Raw genomic sequence first — 25,268 nt, 5'->3', positions numbered from 1 at the left:
GTAGTTATTCAGTATAGCACATCTGTAAGTGTAAGGCAACATGTTTTGTTTTTGTACGGACAAGTGTTATACTGGGGCTACTAACTCAAAGGAGAAATTTATGCAACCTATTATTCCTCACCTCTGGTATGACACAGAGGCAAAAGAAGCGGTGGCTTTTTTCTACCATTTGTCAAGTCTATCAAGGTATTTGATGAAAAATATTTTGAGTTCAATAGTCAAAATAAGGCAATTGTTTTCTTTTGGACTAAAGTTACGTGTAAAAAAGAGTACACGAAATTAACACCTTATGTTGAAAATTTTTGATAAGGTGTTACAATGATAGTGCATAAACAATTTTACTGATTTTGGGTTGAAATATAATCGTAAAGTTTGTTATGCGTTATGAGGTAATACATTGTCCGAATGAGACGATGTATGGAGGCAATCGTGTGTGGCTTGGTTGAAGTCATTTGCGATTGCCTTTTTCGTTTCTCATAAAAGTCTGCTATATGGCAAGGATTGGTGTGACTAGCTGAAGCGATATTGTGAATGCATTTGAACAGAATCTTTCTAGCATAGGGATTGCCACGCTTGGTAATGTGTTCCTTAGCGATGAAGTTTCCAGATTCATAGTGTCTCAGGTCAATACCGATAAAGGCATTGATTTGATTGGCAGACTGAAAACGGCGAATATCTCCCAGTTCGCCAATAATACTTGTTGCAGTAGTCTCAGCGATACCAGGAATAGAAAGCAGAATGTCATACTCTGGTAAAGGTTGGGCTAGTTCCACCATTTCGTCTAAGACTGCTTGTCTCTGTTCAGAAAGTCTAAGCAATTCTTTCGCATAGTAACGCACCTCTTCCATGATTGGAGAGGTTTTCTTGACGGCACAATAAGATTGATTAGCTAGTGCTGTAAGCTTCTCAGCTAAGTAAGCCACACGCTTGTCCGAAATCCGTTTTGTAGTGGACAGACGGATGCTCTCTGAGAGTTCGTCCTTGCTTAAATCAAGCACGAAGTCCTTGCAAGGAAAAGCTATGACCAGATTCCAGTATTGTTCGCCAGATGGTGTTGATAAGATATTTTCCAATTCAGGAAAAGTGACTTGTAAGACCTTGTGCAGACGGTTTTTAGCTCGAACGATGTCCTCGGTCAGATTCTGATAGAAACGGCTGAGATCCCGCAAGTTTTGGTAGACTTCTTTTTGGACATACGTCGTTTTACGATTCAGTACAAACTGAGATTGAGCTAGTTTTTCGGCGTCAATTTGATCTGTTTTCCGCACACGCAAGCTATCCAGTTGCTTCTTAGCTTCTAAGGGATTGAGTCGTGTATAAGCGTAGCCATGTTCATCTAGAAAAGCTTGAAGACGACGAGAATAGACGCCTGTTGCTTCAAAAATGATTTCTGGCTTGTGGACGGTTTTCAAATCGCCAAGTAGCCGAGAAAAGCCAATGGCATCATTGGACATGGTATAGCCATGAACTTTCTCGCCGTTAACTAGAATGGCTACTTCTGAACTTACTTTACTCACGTCAATCCCAAATACTACTCGCATGATATTACCTCTTTGTCTTGAATGATTCCTTGTTTTAGTGATGTCATTTTTCTACCATTTGTCAAGTCTATCAAGGTATTTGATGAAAAATATTTTGAGTTCAATAGTCAAAATAAGGCAATTGTTTTCTTTTGGACTAAAGTTACGTGTAAAAAAGAGTACACGAAATTAACACCTTATGTTGAAAATTTTTGATAAGGTGTTACAATGATAGTGCATAAACAATTTTACTGATTTTGGGTTGAAATATAATCGTAAAGTTTGTTATGCGTTATGAGGTAATACATTGTCCGAATGAGACGATGTATGGAGGCAATCGTGTGTGGCTTGGTTGAAGTCATTTGCGATTGCCTTTTTCGTTTCTCATAAAAGTCTGCTATATGGCAAGGATTGGTGTGACTAGCTGAAGCGATATTGTGAATGCATTTGAACAGAATCTTTCTAGCATAGGGATTGCCACGCTTGGTAATGTGTTCCTTAGCGATGAAGTTTCCAGATTCATAGTGTCTCAGGTCAATACCGATAAAGGCATTGATTTGATTGGCAGACTGAAAACGGCGAATATCTCCCAGTTCGCCAATAATACTTGTTGCAGTAGTCTCAGCGATACCAGGAATAGAAAGCAGAATGTCATACTCTGGTAAAGGTTGGGCTAGTTCCACCATTTCGTCTAAGACTGCTTGTCTCTGTTCAGAAAGTCTAAGCAATTCTTTCGCATAGTAACGCACCTCTTCCATGATTGGAGAGGTTTTCTTGACGGCACAATAAGATTGATTAGCTAGTGCTGTAAGCTTCTCAGCTAAGTAAGCCACACGCTTGTCCGAAATCCGTTTTGTAGTGGACAGACGGATGCTCTCTGAGAGTTCGTCCTTGCTTAAATCAAGCACGAAGTCCTTGCAAGGAAAAGCTATGACCAGATTCCAGTATTGTTCGCCAGATGGTGTTGATAAGATATTTTCCAATTCAGGAAAAGTGACTTGTAAGACCTTGTGCAGACGGTTTTTAGCTCGAACGATGTCCTCGGTCAGATTCTGATAGAAACGGCTGAGATCCCGCAAGTTTTGGTAGACTTCTTTTTGGACATACGTCGTTTTACGATTCAGTACAAACTGAGATTGAGCTAGTTTTTCGGCGTCAATTTGATCTGTTTTCCGCACACGCAAGCTATCCAGTTGCTTCTTAGCTTCTAAGGGATTGAGTCGTGTATAAGCGTAGCCATGTTCATCTAGAAAAGCTTGAAGACGACGAGAATAGACGCCTGTTGCTTCAAAAATGATTTCTGGCTTGTGGACGGTTTTCAAATCGCCAAGTAGCCGAGAAAAGCCAATGGCATCATTGGACATGGTATAGCCATGAACTTTCTCGCCGTTAACTAGAATGGCTACTTCTGAACTTACTTTACTCACGTCAATCCCAAATACTACTCGCATGATATTACCTCTTTGTCTTGAATGATTCCTTGTTTTAGTGATGTCATTTTCAATACTCGACGTCTGGCGTCCCACATACTTTGATAACATTCTTTCTAAAACAGGTGTCTTGCCAGTTTTTGTTGCGACGTCTAGCGTCAAAAAGCCCTACGACTTAACAAGACACCTCTACTTTATCATAAAGAAAAAGTAGTGAGTACTTTCTCCCGTCGGAGATTTCCTCACTACTAATCTTAGTATGTTTATGTGGACCTATTCGGTGGCAAGCTGGACTGGACCTATACCATTACGGATACGCCTTCGGGTGATTCGGATTTGATTCAGTTTCAACTGGGCGATATGACCTTGGCGGCTATTAGTGCGGGTCCATACTTTAAGCTCAATGAGTCCATGTCCCTTATGGTCAATGTAGCCAGCAAGGATGAAGTGACACGTTTGTACCAAGCCTTGTCAGAAGGCGGTCGTATTCTCATGCCTTTGGGAGAGTATCCCTTCAGCCCTTACTATGTCTGGTTGGAAGACCGCTTTGGTCTGTCTTGGCAACTATCTTATGCACCCGACTTGGTCAAGTCTTATCAGTTTGACATCTGTCTGCTCTTCTCGCAGGAACAGGTTGGTTTGGCCCAGCCTATGTTGGACTACTACAAGGACAAGCTCCCTCAGGCTAGTGTCGGTCAACTTTCCTACTACGGTGAAGGGGAGGCTGCTGTTGAGGCTGCCAAACTGAACTATGCGGAACTTCTTATCGCTGGACAGAAAATGATTGTCATGGACCACGGCTACGGGGGTGAAGCTTCATTCAACGAAGCCTTCTCGCTCATGGTCTATGTGGATAGTCAGGACGAACTCAATTTCTATTATGACCTCTTATCAGCAGTGCCAGAGGCGGAAATGTGCGGTTGGGTCAAGGACCAGTTTGGGATTTCCTGGCAGATTGTACCGCGTATGTTGATGGAAGCATACGATACGGCTAGCCAAGAAACTGTCAAGGCTGTTAATGATGCAGTGTTGACCATGAAACGTCTAGATTTCGCAACTATTCAAACGATATTAAATTAGTCAAGATTGGCAGGAACTGGATAGCAGTTTCTGTTTTTTCTATTAGACAAGAATGAATTGGCTCGGTTTTTGGTATAATGAAAGAAAGTAGAGGGGAGACCACATGAAAGCAATAGAAAGACGAAAGCACATTTTATCACTTTTACAGGAAACATCTCAACCACTTTCAGCGAATTACCTAGCAAAAGAATTTGGAGTGAGCCGTCAGGTGATTGTGGGAGATATAGCCTTGCTTCGAGCAGAGGGGGATCTGGTTTTGGCGACTCCGAGAGGCTACCTACTGCAGTCTTCTCTGGCGTCTATTGAGGGAGCTTATGTTCGTAAAATAGTTTGTCAGCATGGACCAGAAGATGTTGAAAAAGAGTTGACTATCCTATTAGAGGGAGGAGCTCAAATCCTTGATGTCGAAATTGAACATCCTATTTACGGTCTATTATCTGGCAAACTAAATATTACCAGTTTTGAAGATCGGGACCGTTTTTTAGATGATTTGAGTCATTATAAAGGAGTACTATTGAGTAATTTAACAGAAGGAGTTCATACTCATACTGTCTCATTTCCCTCGGTTCAAGCCTACCAAGAACTTTCTTTGGTATTAAAGGCTGCAGGAATTTTGCTAGAAAATCAATAAAACATTACAGGTGTCTTGACACCTGTAATGTTCAGAACGTAGACAAACTAGCTTTTGTATAAATAAACTTAGTAGCTCCGCTAAGAAGAAATAAAAATTTGATTTATTTTGCAAGCGGAGCGAGCCCTAAGCCGGGACTTTCCGCTGTGATGAAAATGCTTGAAACGTTGTCGTTTCAAGCATTCGGAGCCTGTGAGACCTTAGGCTCAAAGGCTAGGTATGGAATTCCGAAGGAAGTCGCTACCGTCCGACATCACCTCAGGAAAGTCTGAAAAGAGACTTTGTCTACAAACTCAACATTACAGGTGTCTTGACACCTGTAATGTTTTGGTTTATAATCGAACCTATAGAAAGAGAGGTTCCTTATGTCCCAATTAACACTATCATCTAAAAGTTCCGTCAAGCAGCTTTCCATTAGTGCGATTCTTACTGCATTTGCTATATTGATTCCACTGATGATGCCGATTAAAATTGTTATTGGTCCAGCATCCTACACACTTGCTAGTCATATTCCGTTGTTTATTGCAATGTTTATTTCACCAGCAACGGCCATATTGGTAGCATTGGGCTCCAGTTTAGGCTTCTTTTTAGCAGGATTTCCTATTGTCATCGTATTTCGTGCATTAACCCACTTGATTTTTCTTACTCTGGGAGCTTTTTTAATAAATCGATTTCCAAGTTTTATGGACACCAAGCGTTTCTTCATATTAGGGATTGGTCTCAATCTACTTCATGGCTTAGGGGAGTATATTGTGGTCATGGCCCTGACTTCGGGTGGGCAGACTTCAGATACTTATTGGATGACTATGCTTGGCTTAGTTGGTCTAGGTTCTGCACTTCATGGATTGCTCGATTTTAGTTTGGCATATTATTTTTGGAAAATCTTGAAAGAACGGAAAATTTATCAACCTTAATGTGAGTTGAGATAAAATATAGTCTAGAAGTCGGAGAAAACTCTCTGGCTTTTTCTTGTTTTTCTGTAAATGTACGAGATTTATTCAATTTTTTTAAAAAATGTGTATAAATATGTTGCAAAAAGTATAAATATACACTATAATAGTCACTAAGTTTTATTTGCTAATTTAAATAGAAATGAGAATGTTTATGACGAAAGAAAAATTAATCCTAGCCTATTCAGGTGGTTTAGATACTTCGGTTGCTATTGCATGGTTGAAGAAGGATTATGATGTTGTCGCTGTCTGCATGGACGTGGGTGAGGGTAAGGATTTGGAATTTATCCATGACAAGGCCTTGTCGATCGGTGCGGTTGAGTCCCATGTTATCGATGTTAAGGAAGAGTTTGCCTATGACTACGTGCTTCCTGCCCTCCAAGCTCAAGCCTACTATGAGCAAAAATACCCATTGGTATCCGCTCTCAGCCGTCCTTTGATTTCTAAAAAACTGGTTGAAATTGCCCACCAGACTGGCGCGACGACTATTGCCCACGGTTGTACCGGTAAGGGAAATGACCAGGTTCGTTTTGAGGTGGCAATCGCTGCCCTGGATCCAAACTTGAAGGTTGTGGCTCCGGTTCGTGAATGGCACTGGTCTCGTGAGGAAGAGATTATCTTTGCCAAGGAAAATGGTGTGCCGGTTCCAGCTAATTTGGACAGCCCTTACTCAATCGACCAAAACCTTTGGGGTCGTGCCAATGAGTGTGGTGTCTTGGAAAATCCATGGAACGAGGCGCCAGAAGATGCATTCGGTATCACGACTGCTCCAGAAAAGGCACCAGATACGCCTGAATATGTCGAAATCGAATTTAAGTCTGGTGTACCTGTTGCCGTCAATGGAGAAGAGCTGAGCCTGGCTAATTTGATTCAGAAACTCAATGTGATTGCGGGTGCCCATGGTGTTGGTCGTATCGACCACGTTGAGAACCGTTTGGTGGGTATCAAGTCGCGTGAAATCTACGAGTGCCCAGGTGCCATTACCCTCTTGACAGCTCATAAGGAAATTGAAGATTTGACCCTGGTTCGTGAAGTAGCTCACTTCAAACCAATCATTTCCAATGAATTGTCAAACTTGATTTATAACGGTTTGTGGTTCAATCCAGCGACAGATGCTTTGAAGGCTTACTTGAAACAAACCCAGTCAGTGGTAAACGGTACTGCCAAGGTAAAATTGTTCAAGGGTACAGCTCAAGTCGTTGCTAGAAAATCACCAAACTCACTCTATGATGAAAATCTTGCAACCTACACAAGTGCAGATACCTTTGACCAGGCAGCAGCAGTCGGCTTTATCAAGCTCTGGGGCTTGCCAACCAAGGTAAATGCGGAAGTACATCACCAAAACCAATAGGAGATTTTGATGGAAAAGAAATTATGGGGCGGTCGTTTTGAGGCCAGCTTGGAGGCCTGGGTGGAGGAATTTGGTGCCTCTATCCGCTTCGACCAGAAACTAGCCAAGTTTGATATTCAAGGATCCATTGCCCATGTGACCATGCTGGGTCAGACAGGTATCATTGAGCAGTCTGAAGCAGACACTATCAAGGCTGGTCTGGAAGAGCTCTTGGCTGAGTATGAGACTGGTCAGCTGGAATTCGACGTGACCAACGAAGACATCCACATGAACATGGAATCGCTCTTGACGGAAAAAATCGGTCCAGTGGCTGGCAAGCTCCACACGGCTCGTTCACGGAATGACCAGGTCGCGACAGACATGCACCTCTATCTCAAGGACAAGCTCCATGAGGTGATTGAGAAATTGGCCAATCTACGTCAGGTCTTGGTCCATTTGGCTGAGGAACATGTGGAGACCATTATGCCGGGCTATACGCACTTGCAGCATGCCCAACCCATTTCTTTTGGTCACCATCTCATGGCCTACTATCAAATGTTCACCCGTGACAGCGAGCGCTTTACTTTCAATATCCAGCATGCGGACATGTCACCGCTGGGCGCAGCGGCCCTTGCAGGAACTACTTTCCCCATTGACCGTCAACTGACTTCTGATTTGATGGGCTTTGCCAAACCTTACAGCAATTCATTAGATGCGGTGTCTGACCGTGATTTCATCTTGGAATTTTTGTCTAATAGCTCTATTCTCATGATGCATGCTTCTCGTCTATGCGAGGAAATCATCAACTGGTGTTCCCACGAGTACCAATTTGTCACCCTATCGGACACCTTCTCAACAGGTTCCTCTATCATGCCGCAGAAGAAAAATCCTGATATGGCAGAGTTGATCAGAGGAAAATCGGGTCGGGTAGTGGGCAATTTGGTTGGTTTACTGACCGTCATGAAGGCTCTGCCATTGGCCTACAACAAAGACCTCCAGGAAGATAAAGAGGGCATGTTTGACACGGCGGAGACCATTACAGTTGCCATTGACATACTGGCCGGTATGCTGGAATCTATGACCGTTCACAAGGATAGAATGGCTGTTTCAACCGAGAAAGACTTCTCCAATGCGACTGAGTTGGCAGACTACTTGGCCAGCAAGGGAATGCCTTTCCGCCAGGCCCATGAAGTGGTCGGCAAGCTAGTCTTGGAATGCACCAAGGCTGGTCACTACTTGCAGGATATTCCGCTGGAACGTTACCAAGAAGTGACGGACTTGATTGAGGAGGACATCTACCAGGCCCTGCAATCTCGTACAGCGGTGGAACGCAGAACCTCACTGGGTGGGACAGGATTTGAGTCAGTTCAACACCAAATTCAGCAAGCGACAGTGGAATTAAACCCAGATAAATAATGAAAAATGCCTCTAAACGTGATGTTTATTGGCTTTTTTGAATTTTATGGTATAATAGAGGTAATTTTGAAAGATGGAGTGACAGTTTGAGAAAAAGCTACCGTGTCAAGCGCGAACGAGATTTCAATGATATTTTTTCCAAGGGACACAATGTTGCCAATCGACGCTTTGTGGTCTACCGTTTGGCCAATCAAAAAGAGCATTTCCGTGTAGGTTTATCTGTCAGCAAGAAGTTAGGAAATGCCGTCACACGCAATAAAATCAAGCGTCGCCTGCGGCATGTTCTGCTTGAATTGAAAGAGGATATACAGGCAGAGGATTTTGTCATCATTGCCCGTAAGGGTGTGGAGGAATTGACCTACCAAGAAATCAGGAAGAATCTGCTCCATGTTTTGAAACTTGCGAAACTCTACCAGGAAGGTGTTGAGATTGAAAAAGAAAATTAAATGGGCGGGCCTCTTGACCCTGTCCCTTGTCGTATTAGCGGCCTGTGGAAATCAAGCCAGCAACCAATCTTCGGGTGTCTGGGATTCACTCATTGAGTGGTTTGCCAGCATCATCCAATTCTTGTCTATCAATGGTCATATCGGTATTGGGATTATCCTTTTCACTATCTTGATTCGGACCTTATTGTTGCCACTCTTTCAGATTCAGGCAAAATCCTCTCGCAAGATGCAGGAAATTCAGCCGCAGCTGAGAGAGTTGCAGGAACGCTATCCAGGCAAAGATATGGAAAGCCGCCAATTATTGGCTGAAGCGACCCAGCGTCTTTACAAAGAAAACGGCGTCAGCATGGGGTCATCCTTTATACCGCTTTTGATCCAGATGCCCATTCTTTTGGCTCTTTTCCAAGCCCTGACTAAGGTGGATGCTCTCAAGGTTGGCCAGTTTCTCTGGATGAACTTGGGTCAGCCGGACCCGTACTTTATTTTGCCGATTCTGGCTGCGGTCTTCACCTTCCTTAGTACCTGGTTGACCAATAAGGCTGCGCCAGAGAAAAATGGTGCTCTGACCGTGATGATGTACGTCATGCCGTTTCTCATTTTCTTCTTTGCGGTGACGTCAGCTAGCGGGGTTGCCCTTTATTGGACCGTGTCCAACGCCTACCAAGTCGTTCAAACCTTGATTTTCAATAATCCTTTTAAAATCATAGCAGAGCGTCAAGCTAAGATTGATGCAGAGAAAGCGCGCCAGGCTAAAATCAGGAAAGCTCAGAAAAAAGCCCAGAAAAAGAAATAGGATAGTAGGAGAGAAAAGATGAAATTTACAGGTGCAAATGTTGAAGAAGCCATCCAAAATGGTTTGGCAGAATTAAATATCCCTCGTAAGAAGGCACATATTACTGTCGTTGCTCGTGAGAAAAAAGGTTTCCTTGGTTTTGGTAAGAAACCAGCGGTCGTCGATATTGATGTTATCAATGAAACAACGGTTGTCAAGGCTAACCAGAAGGCTGTTCGTGGCGTTCCAGATGAAATCAACGAGCAAAACGAGCCAGTGAAAAGCGTATCAGAAGCGACGATTGACCTTGGTAAGGTTGTTGCCGCTGTTAAGGAATACGAAAAGTCTGGTGAGGTCTTAGAGGATGATATCAAGGCTCAGATTCTGAAAAATGAAAAAGAAGCGACTACGATTTTAGAAGAAACAGGTCGTATCGAAATTTTGCCAGAAGAACTCCTGCAACCGGCCACTGCAGAAGAGACAATTGAAGAAGTTGTTGAAACTCCTGAGGCTACTGAGGAGACAGAGCCTGTTTCAAAATCGGAAGAGTTTTCCGACTTAGACATTAAAATCGAGTACCAGCATGACATTGAGCAGGTGGTGGCAGAAGTATCAGCTTACGTGCAGGAAATCTTGGATGACATGGACGTTGAGGCACGGATCGAGACCAGCCATAACCGCCGTACCATCAACATTCAGGTTGATACAAATGAGCCTGGTCGCGTAATCGGCTACCACGGCAAGGTCTTGAAGGCGTTGCAATTGTTGGCGCAGAACTTCCTCTACAACCGCTATGAGCGCAATTTCTACATCAATATCAACGTTAATGACTATGTGGAACATCGTGCAGAAGTCTTGCAAGGCTACGCTCAAAAATTGGCGGAGCGGGTCCTGGCAGAACAAGAGGCCTATCACACAGATCCGATGTCTAGCAGTGAGCGCAAGATTATCCACCGGATTATTTCCAAAATGGACGGCTTGACCAGCTATTCTGAAGGTAGCGAGCCTAACCGCTATGTGGTCGTGGACATTGAAGGACACAACGATTAAAAGAGGTTTAGCCTCTTTTTTTCACACTCCTTACTGAAAATAGGTCAAAATGCCTTGACAAACAGTCAGAATTCTTATAAAATAGTTTGGTATGTTTAGTAACTGATCAAAACTAGCCGGCTAAACGAATACAAGAATCTAAGAGGAGGTATTCATCGTGAAACGTACTTTTCAACCAAGTAAAATCCGTCGTGCTCGTAAACACGGATTCCGTAACCGTATGTCAACCAAAAACGGCCGTCGTGTCTTAGCAGCTCGTCGTCGTAAAGGACGCAAAGTGCTTGCAGTGGCATAAGAAGACGAATGTAAAACCAGCAGAAACTCGAGTCTGCTGGTTTTTTCTTTTTTAATAATAAACAGATAGGTGAGATGGAAGGACCGAGATACGAATAGGAAGACTATCTCCCTCGTCTCCATCAATGTTGATTTGTAGGTCCCCATCGAGAAGTTTGATTTCCCCTTCCTTGAAGGTTTCATAACCCAGGCTATTACTTTCTTCTGTGACGCCGCCCATCAGCTGAGGAATGGCAGATACCGTATTTAAGAAGTGGCTATCTTTCAGATAGAGCAGGTGTAAAAGGCCGTCATCTACCTTGGCATCTGGAAGAAGGGTTTCAAACCCACCAATGGAATTAGTTAGCCCAATCAGGATGGTTGTCGAGGCAATTTCCTTAGTCTCGCCGTCTAATTGAATCTGAAACTCATAGAGTTGGTTGTTTATCAATTCCTTGAAGCCATTGATGAAATAGGCCATCTTCCCATAGCGGGTTTTCTCATCTGGATCAACATTATTGATAGCTTGTGGAATAGCGCCGATTGCCACGACATTCATAAAGTAGCTATCGTTGACCTGGCCAATATCAAGAGGGCGCTTACGGTTTGGATCAAATTGTTTAATAGCTTGCGCTGGATCAAGGGGAATTCCCAAGGCTCGCGCTAAGTCGTTGACCGTACCTAGTGGGAAAAATCCAAAATTCGGTCGATATTCTTCCTTAGCCAGACCACTGATGCCCTCGTTAACTGTCCCATCTCCGCCCATGACAAAGACACTGTCAAAACCTTCTTGCGCAGCCTCCTTGACGAATTGGCAAGCATCTCCGCCTTTTTGAGTCTCTTTGATAAGGACTTGGTCAAAATATTCCTCCAATTTGACCTGGGCCAAGTCTCTAAACTCCAGGGCACGTTCCCCACCAGAACTAGGATTCACTACTAATAAAGCTTTTTTCATGCGAATCTCCTTTCAAAATACAACTTACCTCTATATTATAAGGTATTTAGGCTGTGATTGCAAAAGGAAGCTCCTTGTCCCGTGAATTCAATATATCAAAAAACAATTAAAAGTGATATACTAGATATATCAAAAAACAATTAAAAGTGATATACTAGGATATTATAAGGAGGAATCGATATGGTAACAAAAGAAGAAGCAGTCCAATTGTTACAGGACATGATACAGATTAATACAGAAAATGATAATGAAGAAGAACTGGCTCGCTATATTCAAGAGTTTTTATCTGCTCATGGCATCGAGAGCGAGTTAGTGGAATTTGCGCCAAGACGTGCTAGTTTAGTAGCGGAAATTTCAAATGGGCCTGGGAAAAAATTGGGACTAACTGGTCACTTGGATGTTGTCAGTGCTGGCAATGCCGAGGATTGGACTCACCCTCCTTTTTCAGGTTTCGTTGATGAAAACAAGATTCTTTGGGGACGGGGAGCTTCAGATATGAAGTCGGGTCTTGCAGCTCTTATTCTGGCTATGGTTGCCCTCCATGAATCACAAGACTATTCAGGGACCATTCGATTGTTGGCGACTGTTGGTGAAGAAGTTGGAGAATATGGTTCCAAGCAGCTAACGAAGCTGGGCTATGTGGATGATTTAGATGGTTTGCTAATTGGAGAACCTTGTAATATTGGGATTATTTATGCTCATAAAGGCTCGTTGAACTACAAGGTCACTTCCAAGGGTACGGCAGCCCATTCTTCCATGCCAGAACTCGGGAACAATGCCATTGAGCACCTCAATCATGCTATGCTGAAGATATCAGAAGCTATTGCACAAGAAGCAACAAAGCATACTGATCCAGAGTTAGGGCAAACCTTTCATAATATTACGGTGGTAACAGGGGGCCAACAGGTGAATTCTATTCCCGATTGGGCAAGTTTTGAAGCTAATGCCAGGACAATCCCTGCTTTTGATAACCAAGACGTAATTCGAACAGTCAAGGAAGTGATTGAAGAGCTGAATGAGCAAGAAGGATTTGATTTAAGTATAGAGGTGACTGCTGATCAAAAACCAGTTGTTAGTGATAAGAATTCTCCACTCATTCAGTCTATTTTGAAAGTACAGCAGCAGTTTCCTAGTTTACAGGTTCCTGCCCAATTGAAGCAGATGGAAGAGGTTTTAGGAGGTGACCTGTCAGGACAAAACAATCTGCCAACCACCTTAGTCCCTCTAGCGGTGTCGGGAACAACCGATGCAGCCCAATTTACTCTGTCGGAGAAAACGTTTGACGTGGCCGTTTATGGCCCAGGCATTCCCATGCTCAATCACAAGATTGATGAACGTTTACCGGTGGAGCAATACTGGGATTTTATTGCGATTTATCAAGCCATTCTATCTGACTATCTTTCATAATTGGAATGTTTGCTGGATACTGATGAAAGATAAAACTGTTATAGGCGTCATCTGTTTATATTCTATTCAAAAATGTGATATAGTAGAGAAAGAAAAGGTCTCACAGGATTTAAAGATGGCCAGTTTGAAGAATAACCATAAAAGAAAGCATCGGACAGGGTTCGGTGCTTTTTCTCAGCCAAAGACAGAGGTGGCTTATGGTATAATGGTAGAAAAGAAAGAGAAGTATGATGATAGACATATTTGATACCCATACCCACCTCAACGTCGAGCAGTTTGATGGTCGGGTCCAAGAAGAACTAGATTTTGCCAAGGAGATGGGGGTCACCCTCCACAACGTCGTCGGTTTTGACCGAGCAACCATTGACAAGGCTATGGAGCTTGCTGATCAGCATCCTGAAATCTATCTGACATTGGGCTGGCATCCGACAGAGGCTGGCACTTATGATGAAGAAGTTGAACGTTATCTACTCAAGGCTCTTAAGCATCCCAAGGTCATTGCCCTGGGGGAGATTGGGCTGGACTACTACTGGATGACGGCAGATAAGGAAACCCAGGCCCATATCTTCAAGCGACAGATGGAGTTGGCCAAGCAGTTGGATTTGCCCTTTGTGGTTCATACTCGTGATGCTTTGGAAGATACCTACCAGATCATCAAGGAAGTCGGCGTCGGTCCGCGCGGAGGTATCATGCATTCCTTCTCTGGTACGCTGGAGGAGGCTCAGGCCTTCATGGACTTGGGTATGCACATCTCCTTCTCGGGAGTAGTGACCTTCAAAAAAGCTGTCGAACTTCAAGAAGCGGCGCAAGCGTTGCCCCTAGAAAAAATCCTGGTTGAAACGGATGCGCCCTATCTGGCCCCAGTTCCCAAGCGTGGTCGGGAAAATCGCACCGGCTACACCAGATATGTGGTGGATATGTTGGCCCAGCTTCGCAACCAATCGGTCGAAGAAGTGGCGAAAGCGACCTACGAGAATGCAAGGAGCTTGTTCAGAATTGACTCAGAAAATTAAGATTCAAGAAGTCCTCGTTGTCGAGGGCAAGGATGATACGGCAAACTTGAAACGGTTTTACGAGGTGGATACCTACGAAACCAGGGGTTCTGCCATATCAGACGATGACTTGGAACGCATCGAGAAACTCCATGACCTGCGTGGCGTCATTGTCTTTACCGACCCAGACTACAATGGGGAGCGGATTCGGAAAATCATTATGCAGGCCATTCCCACGGTCAAACACGCTTTTTTACAGCGGGACGAGGCTGCCCCTAAGTCCAAAACAAAAGGACGATCCCTGGGGATTGAGCACGCCAGCTTCGAAGACTTGGAAAAGGCCCTGGCGGGCGTTCGTGGCTACTATGATGACGAAAATAACTTTGACATTAGCAAGTCAGACCTGATTCGCCTAGGCTTGCTTATGGGTGGCGACAGCCGCAAGCGGAGAGAACATCTGGGAGAGAAGCTCCGTATCGGCTACTGCAACGGCAAGCAACTCCTCAAACGCTTGGAGCTGTTTGGGATAAGTTTGGTGGAAGTGGAGGAGTGTATGGTGAGCTATCATGGATAGAGTTTACGCTGTTAAGTGCTTGGTAAAAAACGAGTTTGAGCCAACTTATGAGAATTACTCATCTTATGAAGAAGTGACCTATTTGCTGCCGGCTGATGTCCTTGTTTGGGAGGATGAGCAGGTTGATAAGAACAAACTAGCAGACTATTTGCGTGGTTCAGTTGAAGATGGCTATGTCAATGCGGATGGGATTTGGAAACAGAGTCGTTTGTTTCATATTGCTGGTGTGCAAGAAATGGACGACAGGGTAGAGTTTGATGGACCAGCCGTGGAAGTCTATCGCTGGTTTTACAATTTTAAACGTCTAGTTACTGAGGAAGAATTTTTGAATCTCTATTATTTTGATGATTTGGGGAGATAGGGAATGTCTAGACGAGAACAAGTTGTCTTAACCAATATGTGTATGATTAGCGAGGGTCAGCGGGTGTTGGTCCAGGAACGAAAGTCAGCAAAGTGGCCGGGAATCACATTTCCTGGAGGGCATATCGAGCCAAATGAGTCGCTTATTGCCTCTGTCATTCGTGAAATCAAGGAAGAAACGGGTTTAACTGTATCCAATCTCGAACTCTGTGGCATTCAAAACTGGACGGATCCTACTGACCAGTATCGCTATCTGGTATTTTGCTACAAAACCAACCAGTTTTCAGGTGTTCTCCAATCTTCTGATGAGGGAGAAGTCTTTTGGATTGATCGTGCGGACCTGAAGAATGTTCAGCTGGCAGACGGTTTTGAAGCTATGTTGGAAATCTTTGAACAGCCACAGCTGACGGAGAATTTCTACTGGTTTGAAGATGGTGAGTGGAAGGTGGAGAATAAGTGAGTTTAGCGAAGCAAACTGCCGATTGACTTGACAATTTCACTTAAAAAGCCTACAATAAAAACAGAAAGGTCACCAAGTTTTCACCTGATGACCCATAGGACCGTTTTAAAGACGGGACGTATTTGTAGATAACAGAAAAACCGCTACTTACAGACCTGTCAAAGTTGGAAGTGCGGTTTTACTGTTTATTTTTTTCGTTGAAATGTTAAAATAGCCAGTAAAAGAATGCCAAAGTTTATCATTAGCTCAATTGCCTCATAAACTGACATCGACGGTCACCTTTCTAAGGAGTTGTGCCATGGCCTCACCTCCTGCATCAGATTTCCGTCCCGCCTTCGGAACTTCCCTACACTAGATTAATTCGGAAAACAACAAGTATTTTGTTCCGCTTTTTTAAAATAAAAGGCAAAAAATGAGAAACACGCATAAGAATTGATGAAGAGTTGTACAATAAGTTTGACAACTCTTTTTTTCTATGCTATAGTAAGCCTAGAAATGATGAGAGGTATTGCTTATGGAAGCTATTGTATATTCCCATTTTCGAAACCACTTAAAGGACTATATGAAAAAGGTCAATGACGAGTTTGAGCCCTTGGTCGTGGTTAATAAAAATCCAGAGGAAGATATTGTTGTACTCTCAAAGAGTGAGTGGGATAGTTTACAAGAAACCCTTGCTGTTGCTCGGAACACTTATCTGTCCCAAAAAGTTCTACGTGGTATGGCTCAAGTCAAAGCGGGACAAACTCAAGAACGAAACCTGATAGAGGCTGACTAGCATGGGAATCCATTTTACAGAGGATGCTTGGGAAGACTATCTTTATTGGCAGGGTCAGGATAAGAAAACACTGAAGCGAATCAATAAGATTATCAAGGATATGCAACGACATCCTTTTGAAGGAATTGCCAAGCCAGAACCTTTGAAGTATGATTATCAGGGTGCCTGGTCGAGACGGATTGATGCGGAGAATCGGTTGATTTATATGGTAGAATCCGACCAGTTGTATATCTTGTCGCTAAAGGACCATTATAAGTGAGGATAGAATGGAGACTATCTAGTAACCGTTGGTAAAATCAAGATTATGAACTCAGAATAATGTGAAACATACACAAGGAGAGCTATATGAGTAATACTATAGACAAGGCATGGGAACTCTTTTTTGAAGGGAAGGTGGTAGAGGCTAAGCAGTTACTTGAGAAAGAGTATCAAGTTGAAAGTTGTTTGGATTATGCTGGTCTCAATCTATTTGCCTACATTTATCTTGACGAACAAAACTTTGAAAAAGCTTTATTAGCTTGTCAATGCTACATTCAACTATCTCGCGATGAAAAAGACGTGGAGCAAGAGCATATCGGTTTGCACCAACTGGCCATGGTCTATCGGAGTCAAGGCAACTTTAAGCAGGCTTTGGAGTTAATTGAGGAAGAGGCTGCGTTGTTAGCAACTGATTTTTCAGACGACAAATTGAAATGGTCGGTTAATGAGTACGAGCAAGGCTATTTGCGATTGCAACTAGGAGAGCTAGAATCGGCTCAGCATTTTATGAAACGGAGTTTAGAGAATGCCTTAATGACAGACGACCTCATTGCTCAAGCCTGTGCTTATCGAGGGCTGGGTGAAATTTATGCGACAAATACAGCAACTACCCTGGCTGAACAAGCTTTTGAACAGTCTATTACTGCTTTTGAGGAAGCAGGAGATGATATTGGGGCGAACGAAGTTAGAGAATTGATGGCTACCTATCAAATAATTTAGAAAGAACACACATGAGAATCGCAGACAAAAACGTTACTCGCGCCGTCCTGGAACGCCACGGGTTTACCTTTAAGAAATCCTTCGGTCAGAACTTTTTGACCGATACCAATATTTTACAGAAGATTGTGGACACGGCAGAGATTGACCAGAATGTCAATGTCATCGAGATTGGACCTGGCATCGGGGCCTTGACCGAGTTTTTGGCGGAAAATGCTGCTGAAGTCATGGCCTTTGAGATTGACGACCGCCTGATTCCGATTTTGGCGGATACCTTGGGCCGCTTTGATAATGTGACCGTGGTCAACCAAGACATCCTGAAGACCGACCTGCAGACCCAGATTCAGAATTTCAAAAATCCTGACCTGCCCATCAAGGTTGTGGCCAATCTGCCTTACTACATCACCACACCCATCCTCATGCACCTGATTGAGAGCAAGATTCCCTTCAGCGAGTTCGTGGTCATGATGCAGCGGGAGGTGGCCGACCGCATTTCTGCCGAGCCAAACACCAAGGCTTACGGTAGCCTGTCCATTGCGGTCCAGTACTACATGACTGCCAAGGTGGCCTTCATCGTGCCTCGCACCGTCTTTGTGCCCGCACCAAACGTGGATTCCGCCATTCTCAAAATGGTCCGCCGTGACCAACCCCTGGTGAGCGTCAAGGATGAAGAATTCTTCTTCCGGGTGTCCAAGGCCAGCTTTGTGCACCGCCGCAAGACCCTGTGGAACAACTTGACCAACCATTTCGGCAAGTCCGAAGAGGTCAAGGACAAGCTGACGCAGGCACTTGGCATGGCAGAGCTAGAAGCCAGTGTCCGTGGAGAAGCACTTTCTATGGCTGACTTCGCACGTTTGTCTGATAGCCTCCAGGAAGTTGGCTTATAAGCAAGTATTGATTGCGGAGAAATCTGCAATCAATATTTATTTTAATGGAAAATTGTTTCCCTATTTGCCTTGTTCGTTGACAGTGGGTGGAAAGCTTGCTATACTGAAAAGTGACTAACTTTTGAAAAATATTGTCTGCAAATTGGCAGAATATTTACAAAAACAAGAGAGGATTTCCCTCTTTTTTTATGAAGGTATCGATATGTTAAAAACTATGCTAAAAAAGCATCCCCATTTAGTAGCCCTGGGCCTATTTGTGGGCTTTTCTTTATTATTATTGGTTCCCCACTTGCTCACTAAGGGCATGGTGACAGGTGCGGACTTGATTTTCCACTACAATCGTTTCTATGATGCGGCTATGCAGATGAAGGAGGGGAATTTCTCCTATATCATCAGTTTGTATGGCTACCAGCAGTCAGGACGGATTGTCAATGCTCTCTATGGACCTTATTTTGCCTATTTACAGGGGGCGCTAGTTCTTTTAAGTGGGACCTGGTTCCGCTATCAGATTTTATCCAATCTTTTCTTGGGAACTCTGAGTGCAACCTCCCTCTATTTCCTCATGCGTGAGGTCAAGGTCAAATATGCTCACTCTATTCTCTTGTCCATGTTCTTTGTGACGACCTATTCCATTCAGTATTGGTGGGCAACCCAAGGATTTACCAGCTGGGGAGTTGCTCTCTTTCCGCTTTGTTTAATCCCTGCAGTCCGCTTCTTGCAGACGAACAAAGTCTCCATTTTCCTCATGGCAGGAGCTGTGGGTCTTATGTTACAGGTCCATATGCTATCGACCTTGTTCTTGGTCATTGCCTATGGCATTCTCTTTTTCATTGGTTGGTGGAAATCAGAGCAAAAAATGAAGATTATTGGACAGGTGGCTCTGTCGGTAGGGATTTTCCTGCTCCTGACCATCAATATCTGGTTGCCGCTTATTTATATCAACGCAACCAATACCTTGGTACCGCCATTTGTCAATAAGAAATTTGTCCTCAATACCGTAACATGGCTAAAAACGGCCTTTCTCTACTATCCATATCCACTTCCTCTTTTCTTTGGAACCTATCTCTATTTCTTGGTAAAAAATTGGAAGAAACAATCGCTAGTTCTGGGTGGACTTGCTTTGACCTACGCAGTATTTTTAATCTTATCAACCAACCTCTTCCCTTGGCAGTTGTTTGCAGGTAAAGGAATTACACTTGTCGAATTGATTCAATTTCCATTTCGCTTTTTCCTCTACGCCAATGCTCTTTTACTGGCAGTCGTAGGGGTCCAGGTGTCTGGCTTGTCTAACAAACTGCAGCAAATCTTTTCAGGTGTGGCTCTTGCCTCCCTGCTTATTTCGGTTGGTTTCCTCTGGAATCAGAGTTATAAGGAAATCAATGGGCATTACTACAGCGATACCTTCCTACAAAAACGAATTCATACGACTCTGTACGGTACAACGGAAGAGATACGAGCTTCTTTCTATTCTAAAGACTTGGGCGAATTTATCCAGATTGCTCAGAAATCCACGCCGGACTATGTACCAGATTTATCAGAAAAGACTGGACATCTGACCAACGAAGAGTCGGATAATACCTATTTTACCTATCGTGACCAAGTGATTTTACCAAATCAAGATTTTGTCAAAGAAGTTGATGGTAATCAGCTGGTGGTGACTTGGACGGCGTCAGAAGCAGAAGAAACTGCGGTACCAGTTATTGTTTACCAAGACAGTCAGCTTGTTTTGAATAACACCGTTTTAGATAGAGAGGCTGTAGAACTTTCCGAAATCGGTGTGCCAACGGTTACCAGCCAACCGGGGCAGAATACCCTTGTCCTATCCTACAAACAACAATGGTGGTTACTGCCAGTTATCATTATCAGTTTGACTGGATGGCTAGTCTGGTCGATGTACTACATCTTTATTTACCGAAAATCAAGCCTTTCCTAAGAGAGAAATGTTATGAAACAAATCAATCCAAAGGCAAGCAAACAATTTATTCTGGTTATGATTATGACCGTTTTGCTGGCGATGGGTCGGGCTCTATTGCTAAGTGGAGTATCTTTCCCGCTCTGGTTTATCCCCCTGCCCTTGCTTGCCTATCTTATTTTTACTTTTTATATCTTGGTCCTGCTGGATAAGTACGAACAGTTTATCAAGACCAAAACCTTTGCCAAGTATGTCGGCTATTTTCTAGGCTTTCTGTATCTTGTCAATCTAGTCTATCGGCTCAATGCCAAGAAATATCAACCCTGGAATATTTTCCGTAATAATCTCTTTCAATTTGAGTTTCTATTGATGTTGGCTCTTCCAGTATTGTTGGCATTTTTATGGCGGAAGAAGACGGGAATTCGAGAAAAATTAAGCCAGTGGTCAGCCAATCACTTGGTATCAGATGGCTATTTGCTCTTGACCAGTTTGCTTTCTCTCAGCCCTCTAGCTATCTCTTATTGGAAAGATAGCCATTATGAGAGTTTGGTTGAGAAAGGTTCTTACATAGAGTTTTTCAGCCAGACACCGCTGTTTGCGCCTATTCATTTTATAGGGACCTATATATTTCTCCGCTATCTTCATAAGGCATTTGTAGAGTTTAAGGCCAATCGGACCAATGTCCACAGCATGGTCTTTATCAGTCTGGTGCTGGCAATCCTGTCCCATATCGGCTATCAGGTCTCTATGGCTGGGGCGACGGGGTCTTATTTTACCCGCCATCTCTTCCCTGGTGCCATCATTTTTCAGATAGTCTGTCTCTTTTTGCTCAACGTCATCATCAGCCTAGTGCTCAATCGTCAGGTCCTGTCGGCGGCTGTTATTGCCAGCCTCAATGTGACCTTGATTACAGCCAATTTCCTCAAATTCCGCTACCGGTCAGAGCCTCTGACTCCAAATGATTTCAAGTGGATTGGAAATATGGGGATGATTCTCAGCTTCATCAGTTTGCGCATTGTCCTTGTATCAGTCGTCTTTCTAATCATCGCCGCTTATTTCTATCGTCGTATTCACAGGCGCTATTTCCTGGGGTCAATTGTAAAGACCTTCTGGAAGCGCTTGGTGACGGTTGCCATGATTGTTTTCTTGATTGTGGGAATGGGCTTTGCTATCCGCAAGGAAAAAGACCACAAGATTGCCAGTTGGATACCGATTTTGTCCCAGGTCAATAATTGGCGGAACGTGGATTGGAAGGGCTATGCTTTCGTGGCTCGTTATCGCACGCTATCCTTCCTCTGGCTGCAACAGTTGAGTAAGACCAGTATGGAAGAACCGCAGGGATATTCGGAGAAAACCATTAAGGCTATCGTCAAGAAATATGAAAAGCTGGCAGAGGAAATCAACGCTGAACGTGCCAATCAGCTGACCGACCAGACCGTTATTTACATTCTCAGCGAGAGTCTAGCGGACCCGAGACGGATTCCGGGTGTGACCTTGAGCCAGAATGTCCTGCCAAATATTGAACAGATTATGAGCCAGACGACCAGCGGTCTCATGAAGAGTGACCATTATGGTGGGGGTACGGCTAATATTGAGTTTCAGGTTTACAGTGGCTTGCCTTTTTACAATTACAATTCGTCCATCTCGTCTGTCTATCTAGATGTGGCACCTCGGATGAAGAAGTTGCCAAGTATCAGTGATTTGTATGCGGACACGGCGCGTGTGGCCATCCATCCTTATTTTGATACCAGTTACAACCGCAATGCCATCTACCAGCAGCTGGGGATTGAGCAATTTTACACCTTGAACTCTACGACCCATCCTATTGCGGTGACGGCTGAGGATTATCAGGGGAATTTTGTCAGCGACAAGAAGACCTATGATTTGATACTGGAGCAGGTGCGGTCAGGTAATCCTCGATTTGTCTCGGCTATAACCATGCAAAACCATGTCCAGTGGCACTCAGAGGAGCCTGTTGCCATTACAGGTACAGGGGTCAATTTCACGGCTGAGGAAAATGCCAATTTGACCAGCTATGCAAGACTTTTGTCCTTTACGGACCAGTCGACCCGTGATTTCTTGGACCAGCTCAAGCAGTTGGATCAAAAGGTAACGGTTGTCTTCTATGGGGACCACCTGCCGGGGCTCTATCCTGAGTCAGCTTTTGTGACAGACCCTAGCCTCCAATACAAGACGGATTACTTTATTTGGAGCAATTTTGAGACGGAGGACCGTCATTACGAGTTGGTCAATTCAAGCGATATGAATGCCCTCATGCTAGAGACCACCAATGCCAAGGTCAGCCCTTACTATGCCCTCTTGACGGAAGTCCTCCACAAGGACCGAGTGGGTTTGACCGAGCGCGATGCCAAGGTAGCAGAAGAACTCAAGATGGTCCAGTACGACCTATCGACAGGCAAGGGCTACCTGCTCAAACAAAAGAATTTCTTTAAGGTTACGGAATAACACTAAAACCCAAGCCAGTTGTCTGACTTGGGTTTTGAGTTTTTATCATGATATGCGGAGGAAGGGATTTGAACCCTCACACCCGATGGGCACATGCGCCTGAAGCATGCGTGTCTGCCGTTCCACCACCTCCGCTTATAGATACTATTATACTACGTTTTTCTTCATTTGGCTAGAGGCAAATGCAACTTTACATCTTTCTCTATTTGGCTTATACTGGGAGTGGGCCAGAACTCAGAAAGTTGAAAGAGTTCGTTTGCCCCCACAGCTTCAAAGGTTCCTCGAGCCTTTTGAACAATCAACCCCTGCGCTAATGTGTTTCTCCTAATCAAATAGTTTGGTGTAGGAGTTTATACCAATCTAGATTTGAATTTTTCTTGGAGAAATGAGGGGGTTTATGTTATTGTCTTTGGCCTTAATTTGTATAGCAGCGGTTACTGTTTCTTGGCTATGCCAAAAGGGTGGTCTGCCTAAAATCATTGGTTTCCTGCTTGTTGGTATGCTGCTGGGACCCTATGTTGGGAATTGGATTGATAGGAGTTTATTGGATAATTCGGCGGATATACGTAAGATTGCCCTCATTATAATTTTAATAAAGGCGGGGTTGACCATAAAACTATCGGATTTCAAGTCCATTGGTCGGTCAGCCGTGCTTATGTCCTTCCTGCCAGCCTGTGCAGAGTTGGTCGGCTATACCCTGTTGGCGCCTCTTTTCTTTGACCTGTCCTATGGGGAGGCCGCTCTGATGGGCAGTGTCATGGCAGCAGTATCTCCTGCGGTTGTTGTTCCGCGCATGGTGGACTTGATTGAAAATAAAATTGGCCGTCAGAAGAAAATTCCCCAATTGATACTGGCGGGGGCCTCCTTTGACGATGTGGTGGTGATTGTCCTGTTTACGGCCTTCCTTAGCCTGGTTCAGAAGGGGGATTACCAAGTCCTATCCCTGGTCAATATTCCACTGACTATTCTGACCAGTATGCTAGTGGGGGTCTTGGCAGGCTTAGCCTTTGCCAGGTTCTTGAAAACAATTCGCCAGTCTGACAGCCTTCCTCCTATCTACCAATACCTCTTGCTCTTTAGCTTGTCCTTCTTGTTGGCGACGATTGAGGCTCGCTATGCCAATCGGTTTCCATTCTCAGGCTTGTTGGCTATTCTGGTGGGGACCATGGTGGTCAATCGTCAGGCCTTGCCGGTTGAGGTTGCAGGGTTTGCTGGTTTCTTTAGCCGTTTGTGGGTCATTGGGGAAATTTTCCTCTTTGCCTTGGTCGGGTCCATCGTGGATATTTCCTACGTTGCAGTGGCTGGTTTGCCAGTGCTAGGCTTAATTGCTCTGACCCTGGTCATCCGCTCCCTGGCTGTCTGGCTTAGCGTCAGTGGCAATGGCTTTAGTAAGCGGGAAAAGCTGTTCTGTGTCATTGCCTATCTGCCCAAGGCAACTGTTCAGGCGGCTATCGGTGGTATTCCCCTGGTGGCCGGTCTGGCTAGTGGGCAATTGATTTTATCTGTGGCTGTCTTGGGGATTCTAGTCACCGCACTTCTAGGGGCTATCCCGCTGGACCGATTTGGCAAAGAATTACTAGAAAAATAGCCGTAAGTAGAAAAACGCACTATGGATAAAAAGAGTCAGTTTTTAGATGAGGGAGTAGCAGTTAATCACCTGTTATTCCCTTTTTTCTAGGGAATTTTGGTATAATACTTATAAGAATACCCAAAGGAGTCTTGTTTGCAAGGAAGAATTATTAAGGCCTTGGCTGGTTTTTACTATGTCGAGGCGGATGGACAGATTTATCAGACCCGAGCGCGGGGAAATTTTCGCAAGAAAGGCCAGACGCCCTACGTTGGAGATTTTGTGGACTTTTCGGCTGAGGAGCAGTCGGAGGGCTACATTTTAAAAATCCATGAGCGCAAGAATAGCTTGGTGCGACCACCCATTGTCAATATTGACCAAGCGGTCGTGATTATGTCGGCCAAGGAGCCGGATTTTAATGCCAATCTCTTAGACCGTTTTTTGGTGCTCTTGGAGCAAAAGGAGATGGAGCCGATTGTTTACATTTCCAAGATGGATTTGCTGGAGGACCATGCGGAAATGGATGCCTTCAAGGCCATCTATGAAAAAATTGGCTATCCCTTCATTTACAGCTTGGAGGAGCTGACGCCGCTCTTGACCGACAAGGTCACGGTCTTTATGGGTCAGACAGGTGTGGGCAAGTCGACCTTGCTCAATCGCCTTGCGCCAGATTTGGCCTTAGAAACGGGGGCGATTTCAGACAGCCTTGGTCGCGGTCGCCATACGACACGTGCGGTCAGTTTTTACAATGTATTCGGCGGGAAAATTGCGGATACACCGGGCTTTTCATCCTTGGACTACGAGGTCAAGGAGGCAGAGGCTCTGACGGATTGTTTCCCAGAAATTGCGGAGGCCAGTCAGGCTTGCAAGTTCAGAACTTGTACTCATACTCACGAGCCGGACTGTGCAGTCAAGGCTGCGGTAGAAAGCTCTGCCATTTCCCAAAGTCGCTTTGACAATTACCTGCAATTTTTGAGCGAAATCCAAAATCAGCGCGAAACCTATAGCAAAGTTAGTAAGAAATTCAAATAGAAAGTTGG

At 44.3% G+C, this 25,268-nt stretch carries 27 protein-coding genes and 1 tRNA gene; 23 read left to right on the top strand and 5 right to left on the bottom strand.

Annotated features, from left to right (window positions below):
* Window positions 1–338: 338 nt before the first annotated feature.
* Window positions 339–1,541: an IS110 family transposase gene (locus ACHBID_RS02285; RefSeq protein ID WP_394731582.1), complete on the bottom strand. Its 1,203-nt coding sequence runs from the start codon at window positions 1,539–1,541 to the stop codon at window positions 339–341.
* A 227-nt stretch (window positions 1,542–1,768) separates the two neighbouring features.
* Window positions 1,769–2,971: an IS110 family transposase gene (locus tag ACHBID_RS02280; protein ID WP_394731582.1), complete on the bottom strand. Its 1,203-nt coding sequence runs from the start codon at window positions 2,969–2,971 to the stop codon at window positions 1,769–1,771.
* A 246-nt stretch (window positions 2,972–3,217) separates the two neighbouring features.
* Between ACHBID_RS02280 and ACHBID_RS02275 the strand changes: the two genes are divergently transcribed.
* From ACHBID_RS02275 to rpmH, 9 genes are all read left to right on the top strand, one after another.
* Complete coding sequence (locus tag ACHBID_RS02275) at window positions 3,218–4,030, top strand: VOC family protein (protein ID WP_394731581.1); 813 nt, start codon at window positions 3,218–3,220, stop codon at window positions 4,028–4,030.
* A 103-nt stretch (window positions 4,031–4,133) separates the two neighbouring features.
* Window positions 4,134–4,661, top strand: coding sequence for a transcription repressor NadR (locus ACHBID_RS02270; protein WP_105111061.1), 528 nt, complete (start codon window positions 4,134–4,136; stop codon window positions 4,659–4,661).
* A gap of 365 nt (window positions 4,662–5,026) precedes the next feature.
* Window positions 5,027–5,575 (top strand): hypothetical protein, encoded by a 549-nt coding sequence (locus tag ACHBID_RS02265; protein ID WP_105109010.1) that lies wholly within the window; start codon window positions 5,027–5,029, stop codon window positions 5,573–5,575.
* Between the two features lie 190 nt (window positions 5,576–5,765).
* The gene (locus ACHBID_RS02260; RefSeq protein WP_105111059.1) at window positions 5,766–6,962 is read left to right on the top strand and encodes an argininosuccinate synthase; all 1,197 of its coding nucleotides are present in this window, start codon (window positions 5,766–5,768) and stop codon (window positions 6,960–6,962) included.
* 6 nt (window positions 6,963–6,968) lie between these two features.
* Window positions 6,969–8,357, top strand: coding sequence for an argininosuccinate lyase (gene argH, locus ACHBID_RS02255; RefSeq protein ID WP_394731580.1), 1,389 nt, complete (start codon window positions 6,969–6,971; stop codon window positions 8,355–8,357).
* A gap of 86 nt (window positions 8,358–8,443) precedes the next feature.
* On the top strand, window positions 8,444–8,803 hold the full coding sequence (rnpA, locus tag ACHBID_RS02250; RefSeq protein WP_105111057.1) for a ribonuclease P protein component: 360 nt from the start codon (window positions 8,444–8,446) through the stop codon (window positions 8,801–8,803).
* Window positions 8,787–9,596: a YidC/Oxa1 family membrane protein insertase gene (locus ACHBID_RS02245; protein WP_105160356.1), complete on the top strand. Its 810-nt coding sequence runs from the start codon at window positions 8,787–8,789 to the stop codon at window positions 9,594–9,596. The genes rnpA and ACHBID_RS02245 overlap by 17 nt, the downstream gene beginning before the upstream one ends.
* An 18-nt stretch (window positions 9,597–9,614) precedes the next feature.
* Window positions 9,615–10,625 carry an RNA-binding cell elongation regulator Jag/EloR gene (gene jag, locus ACHBID_RS02240; protein ID WP_105111055.1) on the top strand — a complete coding sequence of 337 codons (1,011 nt, stop codon included), beginning with the start codon at window positions 9,615–9,617 and terminating at the stop codon, window positions 10,623–10,625.
* A gap of 157 nt (window positions 10,626–10,782) precedes the next feature.
* Window positions 10,783–10,920 carry a 50S ribosomal protein L34 gene (gene rpmH, locus ACHBID_RS02235; RefSeq protein WP_018368178.1) on the top strand — a complete coding sequence of 46 codons (138 nt, stop codon included), beginning with the start codon at window positions 10,783–10,785 and terminating at the stop codon, window positions 10,918–10,920.
* A gap of 51 nt (window positions 10,921–10,971) precedes the next feature.
* Here the strand turns inward: rpmH and ACHBID_RS02230 are convergent, their stop codons facing one another.
* Window positions 10,972–11,853 (bottom strand): diacylglycerol kinase family protein, encoded by an 882-nt coding sequence (locus ACHBID_RS02230; protein ID WP_105111054.1) that lies wholly within the window; start codon window positions 11,851–11,853, stop codon window positions 10,972–10,974.
* A 180-nt stretch (window positions 11,854–12,033) separates the two neighbouring features.
* Between ACHBID_RS02230 and ACHBID_RS02225 the strand changes: the two genes are divergently transcribed.
* Genes ACHBID_RS02225 through ACHBID_RS02200 form a run of 6 tightly spaced genes read left to right on the top strand, consistent with a single transcriptional unit; the run spans window position 12,034 to window position 15,646 of the window.
* Window positions 12,034–13,260, top strand: coding sequence for an ArgE/DapE family deacylase (locus tag ACHBID_RS02225; RefSeq protein WP_394731579.1), 1,227 nt, complete (start codon window positions 12,034–12,036; stop codon window positions 13,258–13,260).
* Between the two features lie 22 nt (window positions 13,261–13,282).
* A complete protein-coding gene (locus tag ACHBID_RS02220; protein WP_105111052.1) occupies window positions 13,283–13,507 on the top strand; it encodes a hypothetical protein in 225 nt (74 codons plus the stop codon).
* Window positions 13,491–14,273: a TatD family hydrolase gene (locus ACHBID_RS02215; protein WP_394731601.1), complete on the top strand. Its 783-nt coding sequence runs from the start codon at window positions 13,491–13,493 to the stop codon at window positions 14,271–14,273. Before ACHBID_RS02220 ends, ACHBID_RS02215 begins: the two co-directional genes overlap by 17 nt.
* Window positions 14,257–14,826, top strand: coding sequence for a ribonuclease M5 (gene rnmV, locus ACHBID_RS02210; protein WP_105111050.1), 570 nt, complete (start codon window positions 14,257–14,259; stop codon window positions 14,824–14,826). Before ACHBID_RS02215 ends, rnmV begins: the two co-directional genes overlap by 17 nt.
* The gene (locus tag ACHBID_RS02205; protein ID WP_172021035.1) at window positions 14,819–15,187 is read left to right on the top strand and encodes a hypothetical protein; all 369 of its coding nucleotides are present in this window, start codon (window positions 14,819–14,821) and stop codon (window positions 15,185–15,187) included. Before rnmV ends, ACHBID_RS02205 begins: the two co-directional genes overlap by 8 nt.
* A 3-nt stretch (window positions 15,188–15,190) precedes the next feature.
* Entirely contained in the window at window positions 15,191–15,646 is a 456-nt protein-coding gene (locus tag ACHBID_RS02200; RefSeq protein WP_257117157.1) for an 8-oxo-dGTP diphosphatase, read from the top strand.
* A 185-nt stretch (window positions 15,647–15,831) separates the two neighbouring features.
* Here the strand turns inward: ACHBID_RS02200 and ACHBID_RS02195 are convergent, their stop codons facing one another.
* The gene (locus ACHBID_RS02195) at window positions 15,832–15,915 is read right to left on the bottom strand and encodes a putative holin-like toxin (RefSeq protein WP_221739394.1); all 84 of its coding nucleotides are present in this window, start codon (window positions 15,913–15,915) and stop codon (window positions 15,832–15,834) included.
* 245 nt (window positions 15,916–16,160) lie between these two features.
* Here ACHBID_RS02195 and ACHBID_RS02190 point away from each other — a divergent pair, with 245 nt between their 5' ends.
* The 6 genes from ACHBID_RS02190 (at window position 16,161) to ACHBID_RS02165 (ending at window position 22,661) form a co-directional block, all read left to right on the top strand.
* Complete coding sequence (locus ACHBID_RS02190) at window positions 16,161–16,421, top strand: type II toxin-antitoxin system Phd/YefM family antitoxin (RefSeq protein ID WP_029693536.1); 261 nt, start codon at window positions 16,161–16,163, stop codon at window positions 16,419–16,421.
* Window position 16,422: 1 nt separating this feature from the next.
* Window positions 16,423–16,680 (top strand): Txe/YoeB family addiction module toxin, encoded by a 258-nt coding sequence (locus tag ACHBID_RS02185; RefSeq protein ID WP_105123973.1) that lies wholly within the window; start codon window positions 16,423–16,425, stop codon window positions 16,678–16,680.
* An 86-nt stretch (window positions 16,681–16,766) separates the two neighbouring features.
* Window positions 16,767–17,399, top strand: coding sequence for a tetratricopeptide repeat protein (locus ACHBID_RS02180; protein ID WP_394731578.1), 633 nt, complete (start codon window positions 16,767–16,769; stop codon window positions 17,397–17,399).
* 11 nt (window positions 17,400–17,410) lie between these two features.
* Complete coding sequence (rsmA, locus tag ACHBID_RS02175) at window positions 17,411–18,283, top strand: 16S rRNA (adenine(1518)-N(6)/adenine(1519)-N(6))-dimethyltransferase RsmA (RefSeq protein WP_394731577.1); 873 nt, start codon at window positions 17,411–17,413, stop codon at window positions 18,281–18,283.
* A 202-nt stretch (window positions 18,284–18,485) separates the two neighbouring features.
* Window positions 18,486–20,216 carry a hypothetical protein gene (locus ACHBID_RS02170; RefSeq protein WP_394731576.1) on the top strand — a complete coding sequence of 577 codons (1,731 nt, stop codon included), beginning with the start codon at window positions 18,486–18,488 and terminating at the stop codon, window positions 20,214–20,216.
* 12 nt (window positions 20,217–20,228) lie between these two features.
* Window positions 20,229–22,661: an LTA synthase family protein gene (locus tag ACHBID_RS02165; protein ID WP_394731575.1), complete on the top strand. Its 2,433-nt coding sequence runs from the start codon at window positions 20,229–20,231 to the stop codon at window positions 22,659–22,661.
* Window positions 22,662–22,714: 53 nt separating this feature from the next.
* Here the strand turns inward: ACHBID_RS02165 and ACHBID_RS02160 are convergent.
* Window positions 22,715–22,796, bottom strand: a tRNA-Leu gene (locus ACHBID_RS02160).
* A gap of 262 nt (window positions 22,797–23,058) precedes the next feature.
* On the opposite strand from ACHBID_RS02160, the gene ACHBID_RS02155 reads away from it, so the two are divergent.
* On the top strand, window positions 23,059–24,249 hold the full coding sequence (locus ACHBID_RS02155; protein ID WP_394731574.1) for a cation:proton antiporter: 1,191 nt from the start codon (window positions 23,059–23,061) through the stop codon (window positions 24,247–24,249).
* A gap of 135 nt (window positions 24,250–24,384) precedes the next feature.
* Entirely contained in the window at window positions 24,385–25,260 is an 876-nt protein-coding gene (gene rsgA, locus ACHBID_RS02150; RefSeq protein WP_105136983.1) for a ribosome small subunit-dependent GTPase A, read from the top strand.
* Window positions 25,261–25,268 lie beyond the last annotated feature (8 nt).

Origin of the sequence: Streptococcus sp. A25 (genome assembly GCF_043674095.1) — a bacterium.
Taxonomy (GTDB): domain Bacteria; phylum Bacillota; class Bacilli; order Lactobacillales; family Streptococcaceae; genus Streptococcus; species Streptococcus suis_V.
The sequence above is the reverse complement of the archived record's forward strand: the minus strand, read 5'-3'. Positions and strand labels throughout refer to the sequence as shown.

Excerpts from the sequence above, each read along its gene's own strand:
- ACHBID_RS02215 (WP_394731601.1), top strand. The coding sequence starts at position 13,491 with ATGATAGACATATTTGATACCCATACCCACCTCAACGTCGAGCAGTTT.
- rsmA (WP_394731577.1), top strand. The coding sequence starts at position 17,411 with ATGAGAATCGCAGACAAAAACGTTACTCGCGCCGTCCTGGAACGCCAC.
- ACHBID_RS02285 (WP_394731582.1), bottom strand. The coding sequence starts at position 1,541 with ATGCGAGTAGTATTTGGGATTGACGTGAGTAAAGTAAGTTCAGAAGTA.
- ACHBID_RS02230 (WP_105111054.1), bottom strand. The coding sequence starts at position 11,853 with ATGAAAAAAGCTTTATTAGTAGTGAATCCTAGTTCTGGTGGGGAACGT.
- jag (WP_105111055.1), top strand. The coding sequence starts at position 9,615 with ATGAAATTTACAGGTGCAAATGTTGAAGAAGCCATCCAAAATGGTTTG.
- ACHBID_RS02205 (WP_172021035.1), top strand. The coding sequence starts at position 14,819 with ATGGATAGAGTTTACGCTGTTAAGTGCTTGGTAAAAAACGAGTTTGAG.
- ACHBID_RS02280 (WP_394731582.1), bottom strand. The coding sequence starts at position 2,971 with ATGCGAGTAGTATTTGGGATTGACGTGAGTAAAGTAAGTTCAGAAGTA.
- ACHBID_RS02265 (WP_105109010.1), top strand. The coding sequence starts at position 5,027 with ATGTCCCAATTAACACTATCATCTAAAAGTTCCGTCAAGCAGCTTTCC.
- ACHBID_RS02195 (WP_221739394.1), bottom strand. The coding sequence starts at position 15,915 with ATGTCAGTTTATGAGGCAATTGAGCTAATGATAAACTTTGGCATTCTT.
- ACHBID_RS02190 (WP_029693536.1), top strand. The coding sequence starts at position 16,161 with ATGGAAGCTATTGTATATTCCCATTTTCGAAACCACTTAAAGGACTAT.
- ACHBID_RS02170 (WP_394731576.1), top strand. The coding sequence starts at position 18,486 with ATGTTAAAAACTATGCTAAAAAAGCATCCCCATTTAGTAGCCCTGGGC.
- ACHBID_RS02155 (WP_394731574.1), top strand. The coding sequence starts at position 23,059 with ATGTTATTGTCTTTGGCCTTAATTTGTATAGCAGCGGTTACTGTTTCT.
- ACHBID_RS02180 (WP_394731578.1), top strand. The coding sequence starts at position 16,767 with ATGAGTAATACTATAGACAAGGCATGGGAACTCTTTTTTGAAGGGAAG.
- ACHBID_RS02270 (WP_105111061.1), top strand. The coding sequence starts at position 4,134 with ATGAAAGCAATAGAAAGACGAAAGCACATTTTATCACTTTTACAGGAA.
- ACHBID_RS02185 (WP_105123973.1), top strand. The coding sequence starts at position 16,423 with ATGGGAATCCATTTTACAGAGGATGCTTGGGAAGACTATCTTTATTGG.
- ACHBID_RS02200 (WP_257117157.1), top strand. The coding sequence starts at position 15,191 with ATGTCTAGACGAGAACAAGTTGTCTTAACCAATATGTGTATGATTAGC.
- ACHBID_RS02260 (WP_105111059.1), top strand. The coding sequence starts at position 5,766 with ATGACGAAAGAAAAATTAATCCTAGCCTATTCAGGTGGTTTAGATACT.
- ACHBID_RS02225 (WP_394731579.1), top strand. The coding sequence starts at position 12,034 with ATGGTAACAAAAGAAGAAGCAGTCCAATTGTTACAGGACATGATACAG.
- ACHBID_RS02165 (WP_394731575.1), top strand. The coding sequence starts at position 20,229 with ATGAAACAAATCAATCCAAAGGCAAGCAAACAATTTATTCTGGTTATG.
- ACHBID_RS02220 (WP_105111052.1), top strand. The coding sequence starts at position 13,283 with ATGAAAGATAAAACTGTTATAGGCGTCATCTGTTTATATTCTATTCAA.